12 protein-coding genes, 1 tRNA gene and 4 pseudogenes are annotated in these 15,789 nt (G+C 61.7%); 8 read left to right on the top strand and 9 right to left on the bottom strand.

Annotated elements, in window-relative coordinates; translation table 11 throughout:
• Positions 1-2: 2 nt before the first annotated feature.
• From QNJ43_RS19460 to QNJ43_RS19450, 3 genes are read right to left on the bottom strand one after another with little or no spacing between them, the layout of a single operon-like run.
• Complete coding sequence (locus tag QNJ43_RS19460; protein WP_300472224.1) at positions 3-260, bottom strand: hypothetical protein; 258 nt, start codon at positions 258-260, stop codon at positions 3-5.
• Positions 261-285: 25 nt separating this feature from the next.
• Complete coding sequence (locus tag QNJ43_RS19455; RefSeq protein ID WP_300472372.1) at positions 286-759, bottom strand: disulfide bond formation protein B; 474 nt, start codon at positions 757-759, stop codon at positions 286-288.
• A 47-nt stretch (positions 760-806) separates the two neighbouring features.
• The gene (locus QNJ43_RS19450; protein WP_300472222.1) at positions 807-1,385 is read right to left on the bottom strand and encodes a YqaA family protein; all 579 of its coding nucleotides are present in this window, start codon (positions 1,383-1,385) and stop codon (positions 807-809) included.
• A 149-nt stretch (positions 1,386-1,534) separates the two neighbouring features.
• Between QNJ43_RS19450 and QNJ43_RS19445 the strand changes: the two genes are divergently transcribed.
• Positions 1,535-1,621, top strand: a tRNA-Leu gene (locus tag QNJ43_RS19445).
• A 54-nt stretch (positions 1,622-1,675) separates the two neighbouring features.
• On the opposite strand, the gene QNJ43_RS19440 is transcribed toward QNJ43_RS19445, so the two are convergent.
• Positions 1,676-1,900 (bottom strand): hypothetical protein, encoded by a 225-nt coding sequence (locus tag QNJ43_RS19440; RefSeq protein ID WP_300472393.1) that lies wholly within the window; start codon positions 1,898-1,900, stop codon positions 1,676-1,678.
• On the opposite strand from QNJ43_RS19440, the pseudogene QNJ43_RS19435 reads away from it, so the two are divergent.
• A pseudogene (locus QNJ43_RS19435) lies at positions 1,805-2,627 on the top strand (aldo/keto reductase). The gene QNJ43_RS19440 and the pseudogene QNJ43_RS19435 sit on opposite strands and share 96 nt — an antisense overlap.
• A gap of 51 nt (positions 2,628-2,678) precedes the next feature.
• Here the strand turns inward: QNJ43_RS19435 and htpG are convergent.
• Complete coding sequence (htpG, locus tag QNJ43_RS19430; RefSeq protein WP_300472220.1) at positions 2,679-4,679, bottom strand: molecular chaperone HtpG; 2,001 nt, start codon at positions 4,677-4,679, stop codon at positions 2,679-2,681.
• Between the two features lie 608 nt (positions 4,680-5,287).
• Here htpG and QNJ43_RS19425 point away from each other — a divergent pair.
• Together QNJ43_RS19425 and QNJ43_RS19420 are read left to right on the top strand one after the other, a co-directional pair.
• Complete coding sequence (locus tag QNJ43_RS19425) at positions 5,288-5,671, top strand: DUF2794 domain-containing protein (RefSeq protein ID WP_300472218.1); 384 nt, start codon at positions 5,288-5,290, stop codon at positions 5,669-5,671.
• A gap of 60 nt (positions 5,672-5,731) precedes the next feature.
• Complete coding sequence (locus QNJ43_RS19420; RefSeq protein ID WP_300472216.1) at positions 5,732-6,067, top strand: DUF6665 family protein; 336 nt, start codon at positions 5,732-5,734, stop codon at positions 6,065-6,067.
• Positions 6,068-6,506: 439 nt separating this feature from the next.
• Here QNJ43_RS19420 and thpR read toward each other — a convergent pair whose 3' ends face one another.
• The 3 genes and pseudogenes from thpR to QNJ43_RS19405 all read right to left on the bottom strand — a co-directional run bounded on the left by thpR (position 6,507) and on the right by QNJ43_RS19405 (position 8,827).
• Positions 6,507-7,046 carry an RNA 2',3'-cyclic phosphodiesterase gene (gene thpR / locus QNJ43_RS19415; protein ID WP_300472214.1) on the bottom strand — a complete coding sequence of 180 codons (540 nt, stop codon included), beginning with the start codon at positions 7,044-7,046 and terminating at the stop codon, positions 6,507-6,509.
• A 165-nt stretch (positions 7,047-7,211) separates the two neighbouring features.
• Positions 7,212-8,189, bottom strand: a pseudogene (locus QNJ43_RS19410) (aldo/keto reductase).
• Positions 8,190-8,272: 83 nt separating this feature from the next.
• Positions 8,273-8,827 (bottom strand): arylesterase, encoded by a 555-nt coding sequence (locus tag QNJ43_RS19405; protein WP_300472212.1) that lies wholly within the window; start codon positions 8,825-8,827, stop codon positions 8,273-8,275.
• A gap of 317 nt (positions 8,828-9,144) precedes the next feature.
• Here QNJ43_RS19405 and QNJ43_RS19400 point away from each other — a divergent pair, with 317 nt between their 5' ends.
• The 4 genes and pseudogenes from QNJ43_RS19400 to QNJ43_RS19385 all read left to right on the top strand — a co-directional run bounded on the left by QNJ43_RS19400 (position 9,145) and on the right by QNJ43_RS19385 (position 14,283).
• Positions 9,145-9,867: an ABC transporter ATP-binding protein gene (locus QNJ43_RS19400; RefSeq protein WP_300472210.1), complete on the top strand. Its 723-nt coding sequence runs from the start codon at positions 9,145-9,147 to the stop codon at positions 9,865-9,867.
• A gap of 1 nt (position 9,868) precedes the next feature.
• A pseudogene (locus tag QNJ43_RS19395) lies at positions 9,869-12,478 on the top strand (ABC transporter permease).
• Between the two features lie 184 nt (positions 12,479-12,662).
• The gene (locus QNJ43_RS19390; protein ID WP_300472208.1) at positions 12,663-13,352 is read left to right on the top strand and encodes a GNAT family N-acetyltransferase; all 690 of its coding nucleotides are present in this window, start codon (positions 12,663-12,665) and stop codon (positions 13,350-13,352) included.
• Positions 13,353-13,503: 151 nt separating this feature from the next.
• A complete protein-coding gene (locus tag QNJ43_RS19385; protein ID WP_300472206.1) occupies positions 13,504-14,283 on the top strand; it encodes a Bax inhibitor-1/YccA family protein in 780 nt (259 codons plus the stop codon).
• 127 nt (positions 14,284-14,410) lie between these two features.
• Here QNJ43_RS19385 and QNJ43_RS19380 read toward each other — a convergent pair.
• A pseudogene (locus QNJ43_RS19380) lies at positions 14,411-15,661 on the bottom strand (FAD/NAD(P)-binding oxidoreductase).
• Between the last annotated feature and the right edge of the window lie 128 nt (positions 15,662-15,789).

Genomic DNA, 15,789 nt, shown 5'->3' with positions numbered 1-15,789 from the left:
CCTCAGAAGTAGGTCACCACCAGATAGAGGACAAGGGCAAGCGCGAAGAGCAGGCCGCCAGCGCGCCCGATCCGGCTTCCCCAGATCTCGACCGGGTCCTTCTCGCCTTGCTTGTCATCGGCGGTGAAGTGGTCCTGGGCATGCTTGGCCACGCGCACGAAGGAGGAGGAGCCGACGGTTTCGCTGTCACCGTGAATCCGGTCGAGGGCCTCGCGCGCCTCGCGTTGCCGCTCTTCTTCGCGTTCCTTGCGCCGGTTCATTCCGCTCCCCGTTTCGTCCGATCTTTCAAGAACGCTTCGCCAGCGCTGCGGATGCGACCACGTTCCAGCCCGCAAAGCTCAGGCCGAACATGCGCCAGCTCACTTCGGAGCAGCTTACCACGGTCAGGTTCTGCAGCGAATTGAGAAGCCCGCCGGTGTTCCCGGCCAGAGAACTGCCGCCGCCGCAATCGTCGGGGCTGGGCCAGAAGCTCCATTCAGCTCCCGCCTGATAAACGCCGATCGCGCCGCCATAGATCATGAGAAGGGCGACGGCGACGAGCACGAGACGGGCGAGCAATGTCCGCTTCGGCGCCCGCACGGAAACCAGAAGCGCGATCAGCGCGAGCGGCAACCCGACATAGTAGGGAACCCGCTGCTCCAGACACAGCTTGCAGGGCACGTACCCGCCGATCAACTGGAAGCCCCAGGCACCGCAGACGACGGCCGCATATCCGAGAAATACGAGGCCTGCGGAAAGCGCCGTGCGGCGCTTGTTCAGGAAATCCGGGAGGGCGGAATTCGACGTTATGGGTAGATCCGTTGTGTTTAGATCAGCTTGATTGCCGCGAAGCCAGCAACCAGCATGACTACGAAGACGGTAAAAACGAGGCCGAGACGTTTTTCGATGAAGGTTCGGATGGGCGGTCCGAACAGGTAAAGAAGCCCGGCCACCGCGAAGAAGCGTACGCCGCGCGCAGCGATGCTGGCGATGATGAAGACGACAAGGTCCAGCCTCGTCGCGCCGCTGGCGATGGTGATGACCTTGAAAGGGAAGGGGGTGACCCCCGCGATCAGCACGGCCCAGGCGCTCCAGGCATTGTATTTGACCTGGAAGACCTGGAAGGCGTTGAGATAGCCGTAGAACGAGAGGATTGGCTCCGCGATCTGGGCGAACAGTAGCGCGCCGATGGCATAGCCCGCCAATCCGCCGATGACGGAGGCAACCGTGCACAAAAAGGCGAGAGCCCAGGCACGCGCGCGTCGCGCCAGAACCATCGGAATGAGCAGAAGGTCCGGCGGGATCGGGAAGATCGAGCTTTCGGCAAACGACACCGCTCCCAGTGCCATGGAAGCACGGGGGCCGGTAGCAAGGGACATTGTCCAATCGTAGAGGTGGCGCAGCATGTCTCGCTCTTTAAAGGCGGCGCGGGGCCAAGTCCATTGCCATCATCGTGAGCGCACAATGCGGTCTCTTTCGTCGCATCGCGTCTGACCGATTGACGCGGGCCGTCTCGTCGCTATAGTCGCGCTCGCTTTTGACAAGCTGCGGCAATGCCCCCGTGGCGGAATTGGTAGACGCGACGGATTCAAAATCCGTTGTCTTAACGGACGTGCCCGTTCGAGTCGGGCCGGGGGCACCACGACGCACCGCCCTACAGTTTACCGCTCGCGGCACTGCGCTATCTTCTCTCCGATCATGTTTTCCACTGCTTCCCGGTGCGGCTATCCGTCGATCGATGTGCTTTGATCTGATCGGACAGCAGACCGGGCGCGGTGCGCCACGGCCCATCCGGGTCATTGGCTTTCTCATTGGGAGATATTTCATGGAAACCCTTTCCACCCAGGGTCTCGCCATGCCGCGCCTTGGCCTCGGCACGTGCCGCATGGAGGGCGAGGAGTGTGCCAAGGCTGTCGAGCATGCGTTGTCGCTCGGATACCGGATACCGCCATGTCGATACCGCGGAACGGTATGGCAACGAGGACGGCATGGGCGCAGGGCTTGCGACCTCTTCCGTCCCGCGCGCGGACATTTTTCTCACAACGAAAATCTGGCATGACCACCTGATGCGCAACGGCATTCGGCGTGCGCTGGAGGGCAGCCTGGAGAAACTGAAGACGGATTACGTCGATCTCTATCTCGTCCATTGGCCGACCCCCGATATGGATATGGGCGAAATCTTCGAGACTCTGGCGGCGCTGAAGGACGAGGGGCTCATCAAGGCGATGGGCGTGGCCAACTTCACGGTCGAACTGATGAAGCGTGCGGTGGAGGAGATCGGAGCACCGATCGCATGCAATCAGGTCGAGTACCATGTGAAGCTCGACCAGTCGAAGCTGCTCGGTTATCAGCGCACAAGCGACATTCCGCTCGTTGCCTACGTGCCGCTCGGACAAGATCGGCTGGCGGACGAGGAAGGGCTTGTCGCGGTCGCTGAAAAGCACGGCGCAAACCCGGCTCAGATCGCGCTTGCCTGGTTGATGGATCAGCCGGGGGGGGGGGGTGGCAATCCCCAAAGCCGCGCGCCACGAGAGCCAGCAGACCAACCTCGATGCGCTGAAGATTTGGCTTGCATTGCCACCCTGCCGAAGGATCTGCGCTACATCGATCCGGAGTTTGCGTCCGACTGGGATCCCGACTGGGATTGAGGGGACGCGCGCCCGGGCCCATCGGTCCGAGCGCGCATCACATCCTGAAGGTCAGGCCAGTCCCTTTTCCATCATCCGGGACAGGCGTCCGGCGAAGGCTGCCGGATCGCTCGGGTGTTTGCCGTCCAGGATGCGGGCCTGATCGAAAAGCAGCCAGGAGGCATCCTCGATAAAGGCCTTGGCGCTCTCGTCGCCCAGATGTCTGGCCAGCGATTTCACCAGCGCATGGCGCGGGTTGATCTCCAACACCGGCTTCGATCCTGCACCGCCGGGCGCGCCGTCGCGGCGGCTCATCAGCTTCTCGAACTGAAGGTCGGGACCGTGTTCCGGCGCCACGAGGCAGACGGGACTTTCGGCAAGGCGCGAGGAAATCCGCACGTCACTCGCCGCATCGCCCAGCGTTTCCTTCACGCGGGTGACTAGCGCGGCGACATCCGTCTTCGCTTCCTCGTCCGCTTCGTTCTTTTCTTCCTCGGGCAACTCGATGGCGTCGAGATTGGCGGCACCTTGCGTCACCGAGCGGAAGGGCTTGCCATATCCGAGCGCAACCTGCACCCAGAAGGCGTCGACGGGATCGGACAACAGCAGCACTTCCGCGTCGCGGGCGTGGTAACCTTCAAGCTGCGGGCTTGCCTTTACCGCGGCCTCGTTGTCGCCGATGGCATAGAAGAGCTGGGTCTGGTTTTCCTTCAGATCCGCCACGTATTCGGCAAGCGTGCGCCAACCTTCTCCTGACTTGGTGGTCTTGAAGCGGGCGAGAGACAGCAGCTTGTCGCGGCGCTCGAAATCCTCGTAGAGACCTTCCTTCAGAACCGATCCGAAGGTCTGCCAGATCTTCAGGTAAGCGTCCGCGTCGTTGTCGGCGAGCTTTTGCAGTTCCGACAGAACGCGGTTGGTCACGCCCTTACGGATTGCCTCCAGAACCGGGTTCGACTGCAGCATCTCGCGCGACAGGTTGAGCGGCAGGTCCTGCGAATCGATCACGCCGCGCACGAAGCGCAGGTACGCGGGCAGCAGGTCCACGTCGTCGGCGATGAACACGCGACGGACATAGAGCTTCACCCGGCCCTTGCGGTCGGGATCGAACAGGTCGAACGGCGTCATGGACGGCACGAACAGCAGCACGGAATATTCGTGCCGCCCTTCGGCGCGGTAGTGGAGCGTCAGGGCCGGATCGTCGAACTGGCGCGAGATTTGGCCGTAGAACTCCTTGTATTCTTCCGGTTTGATTTCCGACTTGTTGCGCGTCCAAAGCGCGGAGCCGTCGGCAATCTCGCGTTCCTCGATCTTCGGGGTCGCGTCCTTGTAAGCCTTCTCCTCGCCCTCGGCGTCATCCGCAGCTTCTTCCTCCGGCTCAACCTCGCTGGCGAGCACGATGGGGACGGGGACGTGGGCGGAATATTCGCGCACGATCCGTTCGATGGTCGAATCCTGCGCATAGGTCAGAGCATCGTCGGCCAGATGCAGGATCACGCGGGTGCCGCGTGCCGGGGCGTTTTCGGGATCCACGGGCTCGACCGTGAAGCTGCCCTGTCCGTCGGAACGCCAGATCCACGCCTCGTCGGAGCCCGTGGCTCGGCTCACCACCTCAACCCGGTCCGCCACCATGAAGGCGGAATAGAAACCGACGCCGAACTGTCCGATCAGCGCCTGGCCGTCCTTGGCCTCGCCGAGCCCTTTCAGAAAGGCGCGGGTGCCGGAGCGGGCGATGGTGCCGAGATTGTCGATTAGCTCGTCCCGACTCATGCCGGTGCCGTTGTCGGAAACGGTCAGCGTCTTCGCCGCCTTGTCCGTTTCCAGTCGAATGCGGAATGTCTCGTCGCCGGCAATCAGATCCGGCGCGGTCAGTGCACGCTGGCGCAACCGTTCGCAGGCATCTGCTGCGTTGGAGATCAGCTCTCGCAGGAAAATGTCCTTGTTGGAATAGACCGAATGCACCATCAGGTGCAGAAGTCGGGCGACTTCCGCTTGAAACTCGTGGGTCTGGGGAGACGCTTCGGCGGCCGTGTCTGTCGCGGTTTCGCTGGCGGCTTCGTTTGTCTTGCTCGTCATGATCGCAACCCGTCCTGGATTAAACTCGAAAAGCCCGTCGCACGAAATAAGCGCGCCGGGGCGAGGCAGATATCGGTGGTTTTGCGTGCAGGTTCAAGCACTGCGGGGCGCTTGGCGGACCGGAGATAACAGTGAAACGGGTTGAGAGGGGATGCGGGCAATAAAAATGCCGGCTTGGTCGATCTTGAGAGTGTTGCCAGTGGCCCGGTTCCGAACCAAGTCCCCAGGAGGCTAAAAAATCCGAAGTCTCGGCAGAACCGGGCCGTCTGAGGCAACGATCTGAGTATGGAAGTCCAAAGTGCCCCCGCAAGGGCGACATTAAGGCGAAAATAAGAATTCTAAACTGACGGAACTTTTACGGTTATCGCGCGTTAAAGAATCCGATCTTACGTAGGGTGTGCGGTATCCGGATAAATTGATCGATACGCGAACCTGTTAACCGGTGCGTTGACGCTATCCGGAGCTTCTCGCTTGCCACATGCTCTCATGGGCGCAATCATGTCACTACGACGGCTCAGCTTGTATGTGGCCTTGAGGAAGGTGTGTACACCGCGCCGCGGTCTATTCGCTCAGCCGATAAAGGAAGGCACTCAGGAAGAGGAGGTGTCATGAGCGAGGGCGAGGAAAGTCTATCGTTGCGCGGCGGAACCCCTTATTCGTCCGTTTCCGTCGCGCCAAGCAAGCCCGCTCCGGTCGTCACATCGTTCAACCGGCGCGAACTCGACCAGATCCTCCGGGTCTACGGACGAATGGTCTCGGACGGCGAATGGCGCGATTACGCCATGGACTTCCAGAAAGAAAAGGCGATCTTTTCCGTCTTCCGACGAACGTCCGAAATGCTGCTCTACCGCATCGAGAAGGAACCGAAAAACGCCCGGCGTCAGGGAGCTTATTCGGTGGTCGCGGCCGGCGGCATGATCCTCAAGCGCGGGCATGAACTGGACAAGGTGCTGCGCGTCTTTGACAAAAAGCGGCATCTCAGACTGGTGTGATCGGCGACAGGGCTTAAGTTGAGGGGTATCGCGGACTCTTCCAAAGAACGGAACTGCCCCATGTCGCTGCGCCCGCCAAGCCGCTTTGCCAAACCGTCGGATCTCGATCCGTTGCAAAAGGCCCTCGACCACGAGGTGCTGCAGGAAAAGGCTTCCACGCTGGGTCGGTTGCAACGCCGACTGGAACGAGAGCTGGCGTGTCTTGCCGAATTCGAACAATCAGGTTCCGACGATGCTGAGTGCTGTGAAGGACTCGTGGAGAGTGCCGGCGAGGCGCTGTGGTACGTCGTCATTCAGCGCGATCTGTGCGGCTTGCGTTCCGATGCCGCGTTTTATCGGTCGTTCGACGTACCGAAGACGGTGATCAACCGCATGGGCCCCGCGCGGCGTGGGTGAGGGCTGAAGTCTTCGCGTGGGGTGGGTTTGTTTGTGGTGCCCATCCTTCGAGACGGCCGCTGACACGACCTCCTCAGTGTTTGGTTCGTAAATGATACCGAATTACTTGCAACACTCTCAGTTCGTCATCCCGGCCTCCGAGCCGGGATCCATTCCGTGATCTATCGGTATGGAATGAGCTCAATTATTTCATCCATATCAGCCCTTTACCGCGCTGAAGCATCACGGCATGGATTGTCGGTCGGAACCGGCAATGACGGGGGAATTGTAGCTGAAAAAATCCAATGTCGTTTACGAGCCAAACACTCAAGATGACGTTGTGTATGTTACCCGGTACTCAATAGCCCACCACCTGATAACGTCATCCTTCGAGAAGGGCCGACAGGCCCGTCTCGAAGGATGGGCCACCAGCACAAACGTACCCTTTATCCTCCACCGATCATGCTGCCAGCGGATAGGTTTCCTCTATCACGTAGGGCCCGCCGCCGGTCGATGCTTTTGATGAAAACAGTACGAAGCGCCCGGCGGTGAATGGCGGGGCCTGGAAATCGCCGCGCATGGAAAGCCAGCGGGCGACCTCGCCGGGCGTGGAGCCGCCGCGCAGGCGGCAGATGATCAGGTGCGGCATGAACTTGCGGCGTTCCGCAGGCAGTCCGAGGCGTTGGATGATGCGTTCCTGCTCGGCCTGCAATTCTGCCAAAGCCGGGCTCGGCGCCACCCGTGCGTGGATGGAATGCGGCTTGTCCTTGCCGAAGGCATCGAGCCCGTCGAGGCGGATTTCGACCGGATTGCGGTGAATGCGTCCGAGCGCGTCGGCCACCTCGTCGGCCAGCCGGTCGTCAATGTCGCCGATGAAGCGCAGGGTGATGTGATAATCGTCCGGCTCGATCCAGCGCGCATTGCGCAGGCCGCCTTTGAGCAACGACAGCCTCATGCCGATGTCGGCCGGAATTTCCAGGCCGGTAAAGAGACGCGGCATGGCAAATCTCCCCCGTTGCTTGAGTTTGCCTCAGTGTGGATGCGGAGAAATAGATTCGGCAAGGGCGAATAACAGGCTTGTGAGCGCTGGTTGCGCGTTTTTTCCGCAATCCGAACGCCGGGCTGTGTGGAAAGCGACCCGGCGTAAGATTGTCAGTCCCGCCGATTACCGGCAGGGGCTGCTGTGCACGTTGTAGACGGTGTTGAGCCGATCCATCGCCTCCTTGCCGAGCTCGATCTCGGCGGCATCGATGTTCTGGGCGAGCTGATCGAGATTGGTCGCGCCGATGATCATCGAGGTCACGAAGGGACGCGAATGCACGAAGGCGAGCGCCAGTTCGGTCGGTGTTAGGCTCAGTTCTTCCACCAGCTTGAAATAGGTTTCCGCCGCGGCCTCGGCACCCGGCGTCTGATAGCGCTGCTGCCGGTCGAACAGTGCCCAGCGCGAGCCCGCCGGCCGTGCGCCGCCGCGATACTTGCCGGTGAGCATGCCCTGCCCCAGCGGCGAATAGGCGTTCTGGATGGAGACGACGCGCGGTAGGCTCAACTTTTCGGCGGCCTGCAGGAAGCGCATCGTTCCCCAGGCGCTTTCGTTGGACAGGCCGATATGTCGGATCTTGCCAGCCTTCACCAGATCTGCGAGCACGGTGAGCGTTTCTTCGATCGGCGTCTCGTCGGCGGCCGGTTCCTTCGGTTCCCAGACGATCGGGTTGGAGCCGAACTGGGAGACGATGCGGTCCGGCCAGTGGATCTAGTAGAGATCGATATAGTCGGTCTGCAGCCGCTTCAGGTTCTTGTTGATGGCTTCTTCGATCTGGACGCGTGTCAGGCGGCCTTCGGAACCGTCATCGCGGAACCAGGTGTTGACGGTGCGCCCGACCACCTTGGAGGCGAGAATCACCTTGTCGCGCGTGCCGCGGGACTTGAACCACGTGCCGATATATTCTTCCGTGCGGCCCGGCGTCTCCGCCTTGGGGGGAATGGGGTAAAGCTCTGCTGTATCGAAGAAATTGATGCCGCGATCGAGCGCCATGTCCATCTGGGCATGGCCTTCGGCCTCGGTATTCTGCTGACCCCAGGTTATTGTGTCGAGGCAGACGCTGCTGACCTCGATATCGGTTCGCCCGAGTTTGCGCATTTCGATTATGTAGGAAGTTCCCGAGTTGGTCAGGGGGAGACGGAACGGACGTTCCGTCGAAAGGAATTGGTTGTGTGTCTGGTCGAAGCCTATTGCGAGGCGGGGTCCGGAACGCCTGCCTGTTTCAGAAGGGCCAAGACGTCCGACATGATGCGTTTCACGATCACGTCGACGCCTGCCTTGTTGGGGTGCATGCCGTCGCCCAGGTTGAGAGCCGGATTGGCGGCGACGCCATCGAGGAAAAATGGATAAAGGCGCACGCCGTATTCCGGGCCCATGTTGGGCGGAGCGAGCATGCCCGCAAGCAGCACGGGCAGACCGCGCGCCTTCAGCCGCTTCAGTATGGCGGCGAGGTTTTCGCGGGTCTTTTCCGGCGCGATCCCGCGCAGCGCATCGTTGGCGCCAAGCTCCAGAATGACGGCATCCGTGTTCTCTCCCACCGACCAGTCCAATCGCGAAAGACCGCCTGAAGTCGTATCGTCGGAGACGCCCGCATCGATCATGTTTGCGTTATAGCCCTTCGCCCTCAAGGCATCTTGCAGCCGGTCCGGAAAGCTCTGACCCGGATCAAGCATGTAACCGGCGGTCAGGCTGTCGCCCACGGCGACGCGAGTAACCGGTTCAGCGGCCGCACTACCTGCCATACGGGCACAAGCGTGAACAGGCTGGAAATCATAAAGGCGAGGAAGCGCATCAACCCTCTGGATTGATTGGTATCGCTTCCCATATTGGGCAGGACGCGGTGACCGTGTCACGCGAGCATAATCCGTCCGGATTGAACCAATCTGAACGATGTGTGCTCTCAAGCATGTTTCGACCGGAGCAGTCAGGTTCGGTTGCAGACAATTCGCTGCGCAAGGCCTATCGGCGCGCGGGGACAGTTTGCGTTTCAACCATCCAGGTTTGGGCGTCTTTGTCCAGGCCCTATCATTTGGGTTCGAGCAAGCCAAGGACAAGGCCCGTGGACCAATCCGTTGATCAGCCCGCAATTTCGCTTCGAGACGTTCATCTGTCCCTGGGGGCGGGTGCTGCTCAGGTGCATATCCTCAAGGGCATCGATCTCAATATCGCGCGCGGCCAGTCGGTCGGCATTATCGGGCCGTCGGGCTCGGGCAAGTCGACGCTGCTGATGGTGATGGCCGGGTTGGAAAGTGCCGACAGCGGCAAGGTCCGCGTCGCCGGAACCGATCTGATGGGCCTGTCGGAAGACGAACTGGCCCGGTTTCTCCGGCAGCATGTGGGCATCGTCTTCCAGTCCTTTCATCTCATTCCCAACATGACGGCGCTTGAAAACGTCGCCGTGCCGCTGGAACTGGCCGGCGAACCGTGCGCCTTCGCCCGTGCTCGCGATGAGCTTGCCGTCGTCGGCTTTCAGGATCGCGCCAATCACTATCCGGGACAGCTTTCCGGTGGCGAACAGCAGCGGGTTGCCATGGCGCGGGTGCTGGTCGGCGAGCCGGAAATCCTGATCGCGGACGAGCCAACCGGCAATCTCGACGAGACGACGGGCTCGACCATCATCGATCTGATGTTCGCGGCCCAGGCGCGGCGCGATGTGACGCTGGTTCTGGTCACCCATGATCGCGGTCTTGCGGATCGCTGTACGACCAGCGTGCGGATCCATTCCGGGCTGATCGATACCGATCATGCCGGGCGGCCGGTCGCAGCCTCGGGAGAGCGCTGAGATGGAGGGCTCGGCCGCAGGTCGTCGAACTGCGGGGCAAGCGGGCTTTTCGGCAGCCGTTCGTTTTGCCTTGCGCGAAATGCGCGGAGGCTTGCGCGGATTTTACGTCTTCATCGCCTGCATCGCGCTCGGCGTGGCGGCCATTGCGGGGGTGGCGTCCCTCTCGCGCGGGCTGACCGAAGGCATCATGGGCGAGGGACGCGTGATCCTCGGCGGCGATGTCGATTTCTCGTTGGTGCACCGGGAAGTCACGCCGCAGGAGCGCGACTTTCTCGACAGTCTCGGTCGTGTCTCCACGGTTGGCACTCATGCGCGCCATGGCTCGGGTACCGTCGGGCGATGTGCAGGCGCTGGTGGAGGTCAAGGCGATCGACGGCGCCTATCCGCTTTTCGGCCATCTCGATCTGACGCATGGCAGCGAATTGCATCCGGCAATGCGAAAGAGCGGTGAGGTCTGGGGCGCGGTCGTCGACCCGGAATTGCTGGCGCGGCTCGATATCAAGGTCGGCGACGAGGTCACGCTTGGCTATACGCGGCTGAAGATCGTCGACACGATCGCCTCGGAACCCGACAAGCTCAGCGGCGGGATCGATTTCGGACCCCGGCTGATGATCTCGCGGGCCTGGTTGGAGGCTTCAAAGCTTCTGCAGCCGGGCACGCTGGTGCGCTGGCATTATCGTGTCGCACTTAACGGGGGTGATGCGGGGCCGTCCGGTTTGGCCGCGATCCGGGCCATCCGGACGGAGGCGGACAAGCGCTTTCCCGATGCAGGCTGGTGCATCCGATCCCGGGACAATGCCGCGCCGGGGCTCAGGCGCAATATCGACCGCTTCACTCAGTTTCTGACGTTGGTCGGCCTGAACGCGCTCGTCGGCGGCGGCGTGGGCGTTGCCAATGCGGTGCGCGCGTTTCTCGATGCCAAGCGACTGGTGATCGCCACCTTCAAATGCGTGGGCGCCTCGGGCGTTTTCGTCTTTCGGCTTTATCTCGTTCAGATCATGATGTTAGCGGGCTGCGGGATCTTCATCGGTCTGGTGCTCGGCGCGCTGGTGCCGTTTGCGGCCGGTGCAGCGCTGTCGCAGGTACTGCCGGTCGACGTGATCGCCGGGGGCTATCCATCCGAACTGGCGTTGGGGCCCGTCTACGGCGTGTTGACGGCGCTCGCCTTCGCTCTGTGGCCGCTCGGGCGGGTACATGACGTACCGCCGACCGCGCTTTTTCGTGACGAAATCGGCACGCGGATGAGGTTGCCGCGTCGGCGCTACATGGTGGCGGTTGCCGTCACCGTGCTGCTGCTGGCCGGGCTCGCGGTGGGGTTGTCTTATGAAAAGCTCATCGCCCTCATTTATGTGGCGGCGGCGGCCGCGTCCTTTGTGCTTCTGTTTGCGGTCGGGCGCGGGCTGATGGCGCTGGCGCGGCATGCGCGTCCGGTCGGGCCGTTCTGTTTGTAACCGAATGGCGGCTGGTGCTTGGCAATATCTATCGTCCGGATGCGCTGACGCCGTCGGTGATCCTCTCGCTTGGTCTGGGCTGGGCCTGACGTTGCTGGTTGCGCTGACGCTGACCGAAGGTAATCTCAGGAGCGAACTCACCACGCGCATTGCAGGCGATGCCCCGAGCTTCTTTTTTCTCGATATCCAGAATGATCAGCTGTCGGACTTCAAGGCACTGATCAGGCGCGAGGCGTCGAAGGGGGAACTCGTCACCGCGCCCATGCTGCGCGGACGGCTGATGCGTCTGCACGGCGTTCCGGCTTCCGAGATCACGCCGGAGCCCGAGGCCGCCTGGGTGTTGAGGGGCGACCGGGGCATCACCTATTCCTCCGATTTGCCGGAGAATTCCAAACTGTCGGCGGGCAAATGGTGGCCTGCAGATTACACGGGCGAACCTCTCGTTTCCTTCGAAGGCCGGATTGCCAAGGCGCTGGGCCTCAAGATCGGCGACACGGTGACGGTCAACGTGCTCGGCCGGGAGATCACGGCACGGCTCGCCAATACCCGCGATGTGGAATGGGAGAGCCTCGCGATGAATTTCGTGATGGTGTTTTCGCCCAACACTTTCGCAGGCGCCCCGCATTCCCATCTGGCGACGGTCGCTTGGTCAGGGCCTTCCGATCCGCAACGCGAGATCCGGCTGCTGAAGGCGGTGTCCAATGCCATGCCGACGGTGACGGGCGTGTGGGGCAAGGATGCGATCGATCAGGTCAACGATCTGGTCGGTCAGCTTGCCTGGGCGATCCGGGGCGTCTCGGCAATCACGCTGGTTGCCAGCGTGCTGGTGCTGGCGGGCGCGCTGGCTGCCGGGCATCGCAATCGCATTCATGACGCGGTGATCCTCAAGGCGCTCGGCGCCACCCGGGCCCGGCTGATTGCGGCCTATGTGATGGAATACGCCATGCTCGGGTTCTCAACCGTCGTCTTCGCCGTTTTTGCGGGCTCGATGGCGGCCTGGTACGTGGTCACGCAGATCATGCATGTGAGCTTCACATTCCAGCCCACGACGGCTCTGGCGGTTGCGCTCGTCGCTCTCGCGCTCTCTCGGTCGGTTTCTGCCTCATCGGCACCGGCGCGTTCTGGGAGAGCGTCCCGCGCCGGTTCTGCGCAACCTGTGAGACTGTGATAGGCTGAGGGCCTTGGTAAAAATATCCGCCGGAGCCGGTGTTGCTCCGGTGTCGGCGCCCGTGGAGGGTGCGTTTTCGATTTGTCGTGATCGCCGTTTCGATACCGGATGCCGTTTTTGCAGGCGTACCGGACGAGTGAATTTCAATTTGAGACTTTGCGTGGAGAGTTTGCCCGATGGATGCGGATTTTCTGGAACAGGTGCGCGATTTCTGTCGCGAGGTCGATCTCCGGCTTTGCGGCGCGAGGGAGAACGGGGAGGCGGCTCAGGCAGGCATCTCCTCACTCAGTCCTCGCCAGAGTGAGCGGTTGAGTGCGGCCATGTCCGAGGTCTCGCTTCTGTTGCGGGCCTCCGCCATACGGGTCGAGCCCGAGCTGGCCGACAGTGCGGACGGGCAATGGTGCGTGAACGAATACTTCCGGGAGCTTGGCCGTCGTTTCGATGCCGGGTTCGATTCCGCCGCCAGCAATCCCGCAGATCTGGAGATGTTGCGCCCGCCGAACGGTGCCTTCGTCATAGCGCGGCTCGACGGGCGGGCGATTGGCTGCGGAGCGCTGAAGAGCACGGGATCGGGGGTCGGTGAGATCAAGCGGATGTGGGTTGCCGCGGATGCGCGCGGGCTGGGCGTCGGGCGGCGGATCGTCGAGGCGCTGGAAGCACAGGCGATGGCGCTCGGCTTTGCGCTTCTGCGGCTGGAGACGAACAAGAACCTCAGCGAGGTCATTTCGCTCTATCGTTCCTCCGGTTTCCGGGGGGTGCAGCCTTCAATGACGAGCTCTATGCGCACATTGGTTCGAAAAGGTGCTGACGGAGACGTGAGGCGCGCGCCGAGGGCCAGCGACCAAGGGTCACGCCGCCTAGCGTAAGTTTAACCAAAGGTGCAGGATCGGGGAGAATTCACGCAAAATTGCCGTGAGATGGCCTTGTTCGCGTCGTTGCATACCCCCATATTCAACCCAGCGCCCGGCAAAGCGCATTAGCAGTCTTTTCGGAGCGTAATGAAAAGCGAGGAATTCGATGGCGACCTTCGATCGTAATCAGGCGACCCGGTACGCGGGATCGCTCGCCGAGACCGACCTGTACGACGCTGGCCTTCGGGCTTACATGCTGCGCGTTTACAACTATATGGCGCTCGGCATGGGCATTACCGGGCTTGCGGCGCTCGGCATCTTCATGATGTCGGTGACCGACAACCCGGCGAATGCCGTGGCGCAGCTCAACAACGGCATGATGCTGACCAATTTCGGCGTTGCGCTGTTTGCCAGCCCGCTGAAGTGGCTGGTGATCCTGGCGCCGTTGGCAATGGTGTTCTTTCTGTCCTTCCGCATTCAGAAGATGAGTGTCGGAGCCGCGCAGAGCACGTTCTGGATCTATGCGGCGCTGGTGGGCATTTCGTTCTCCTCCATCCTGTTGGTCTACACGCATGAATCCGTTGCACGGGTGTTCTTCATCACTGCGGCTTCCTTCGAGAGCTTGAGCCTTTTCGGCTACACGACCCAGAAGGATCTGTTCGGGTGGGGCTCGTTCCTGTTCATGGGCCTGATCGGCATCGTGATCGCGTCGCTGGTGAATATCTTCATCGGCTTCAGCGCCTTGCAGTTCGCCGTTTCGGTGATTGGCGTGCTGGTGTTCGCGGGCCTCGCCGCCTACGACACGCAGCAGATCAAGGAGATGTACTCCTCGGGCGACAGCGACGTCGTCGCCGGCCGCAAGGCCGTCATGGGCGCGCTCAGGCTGTATCTGGACTTCATCAACCTGTTCATCATGCTGCTGCAGCTCTTCGGCAATCGCGAGTAGGCTTTTCGCCTTCCGCAGATTGTCTCGCAAATCAGAATGGGCGCGGATCACTCCGCGCCCGTTTTGCATTCCGAAGGTCCGGATCTCAGGCCGGTTTCTTGTTCTTCAGCTTGGAGATGTTCAGCATCTACATCACCGCCTTCTCCGTAGTAGGGCTCGGTCGAGCCCTTGCGGACCTTGCGCAGGAAGTATTTCTCGAAGGCGACCTTGGCCTGGTGCACCAACTTGCCGCTCGACGACCAGTTGACGTTGCGCGGCGGGTTCTGCGGCTGGGCGACGAAGACCACGCCGCCGTCGCCGAAATCGGCCAGGCAGATCGCGTTCCATGAGCCCTGGTGGGTGGGCTCCTTGTCTGCCAGGATCTCCTTCAGGTTCTGTGCGATCGCGGTCGCCATGCTCTCGATCATGTAGCCGGTCTTGGGAACGCCCACGGGCACCGGGGTCGCCTCCAGGGGCGCGATGGCGATGCAGACGCCAGCACCGAAGACGTTCTGGTATTTTGGGTTGCGCTGGTGCTTGTCGACGATGACGAAGCCGCGCGGATTGATGAGGCCCTCGATCCCCATCAGGGCGGGGATGCCGCGGAAGGCGCGGGCAGCATCATCGAATAGCCGAAGGGCAGCTCGTGGGTCTTCTTCTTGACCGCGCCGTCGTCGTCATGCGTCGGTGACGCTCATCTTGCCCTCTTCCACCTTCTCCACCTTGGCGTTGGTGATCCAGCGGATGTGGCGCTGGCGCATTTCCGATTCCAGCAGGCCCTTGGTATCGCCCACACCGCCGAGGCCGAGATGGCCGACATAAGGTTCGGCGGTGACGAAGATCATCGGCACCTTGTCGCGGATCTTCCGCTTCCTGAGGTCGGTGTCCATGATCATGGAGAATTCGTAGGCCGGGCTGTAGCACGAGGCGCCCTGAGCCGTACCGACCACGATGGGCCCCGGATTGGCACAGAAGGCCTCCTATTTATCCGCGCTGTCCGTGGTGTGCTCCAACGTCGCACACCGACTGAGTGAAGCCCTCCGGGCCGAGGCCCTCGATCTCGTCGAAGGCGAGCTTCGGTCCCGTCGCGATGACGAGATAGTCGTATTTCAGGTTCTGGCCGTCGGACATGGTGACGGAGTTGTCCTCGGGATTCACCTTTTCGGTCGCCGCGTGGATGAACTTCACGCCGTGGCGAGGCAGGGTGGAGGCGAGGTCGACGGTGATATCCTCCCGTGTGCGCCATTTGACGGCCACCCAGGGGGTTGACGGGTTGAACTGGAGTTAAGGGGGCCTTGGAGGCCACCGTCACCTCATGCGACTTGCCGAGCGCTTCGCGTATTTCATAAGCGGCCGATATGCCGGCGACGCCGCCGCCGAGAATGAGAATCTGAGCCATCGTCTTCTCCTGTTTCCTCCCGCGGCGCATTCTTGTTGTAGGTCCGGTCCCTCTCTCGAACGGATCTGGATATCGCCTGCCCAATTCGGGCGAGGATCGCTGTCAGATCCGCTCCGGCCTTTTGACGT

The organism is Breoghania sp. (assembly GCF_030066895.1).
In the GTDB taxonomy this organism is placed as follows: Bacteria; Pseudomonadota; Alphaproteobacteria; order Rhizobiales; family Stappiaceae; genus Breoghania.
Note: the sequence above shows the minus strand (reverse complement) of the source record. Positions and strands in the feature narration are given on the sequence as shown.

Excerpts from the sequence above, each read along its gene's own strand:
- QNJ43_RS19390 (WP_300472208.1), top strand. The coding sequence starts at position 12,663 with ATGGATGCGGATTTTCTGGAACAGGTGCGCGATTTCTGTCGCGAGGTC.
- QNJ43_RS19450 (WP_300472222.1), bottom strand. The coding sequence starts at position 1,385 with ATGCTGCGCCACCTCTACGATTGGACAATGTCCCTTGCTACCGGCCCC.
- QNJ43_RS19405 (WP_300472212.1), bottom strand. The coding sequence starts at position 8,827 with ATGGCAGGTAGTGCGGCCGCTGAACCGGTTACTCGCGTCGCCGTGGGC.
- QNJ43_RS19420 (WP_300472216.1), top strand. The coding sequence starts at position 5,732 with ATGTCGCTGCGCCCGCCAAGCCGCTTTGCCAAACCGTCGGATCTCGAT.
- QNJ43_RS19440 (WP_300472393.1), bottom strand. The coding sequence starts at position 1,900 with ATGCTCGACAGCCTTGGCACACTCCTCGCCCTCCATGCGGCACGTGCC.
- htpG (WP_300472220.1), bottom strand. The coding sequence starts at position 4,679 with ATGACGAGCAAGACAAACGAAGCCGCCAGCGAAACCGCGACAGACACG.
- QNJ43_RS19460 (WP_300472224.1), bottom strand. The coding sequence starts at position 260 with ATGAACCGGCGCAAGGAACGCGAAGAAGAGCGGCAACGCGAGGCGCGC.
- QNJ43_RS19385 (WP_300472206.1), top strand. The coding sequence starts at position 13,504 with ATGGCGACCTTCGATCGTAATCAGGCGACCCGGTACGCGGGATCGCTC.
- QNJ43_RS19425 (WP_300472218.1), top strand. The coding sequence starts at position 5,288 with ATGAGCGAGGGCGAGGAAAGTCTATCGTTGCGCGGCGGAACCCCTTAT.
- thpR (WP_300472214.1), bottom strand. The coding sequence starts at position 7,046 with ATGCCGCGTCTCTTTACCGGCCTGGAAATTCCGGCCGACATCGGCATG.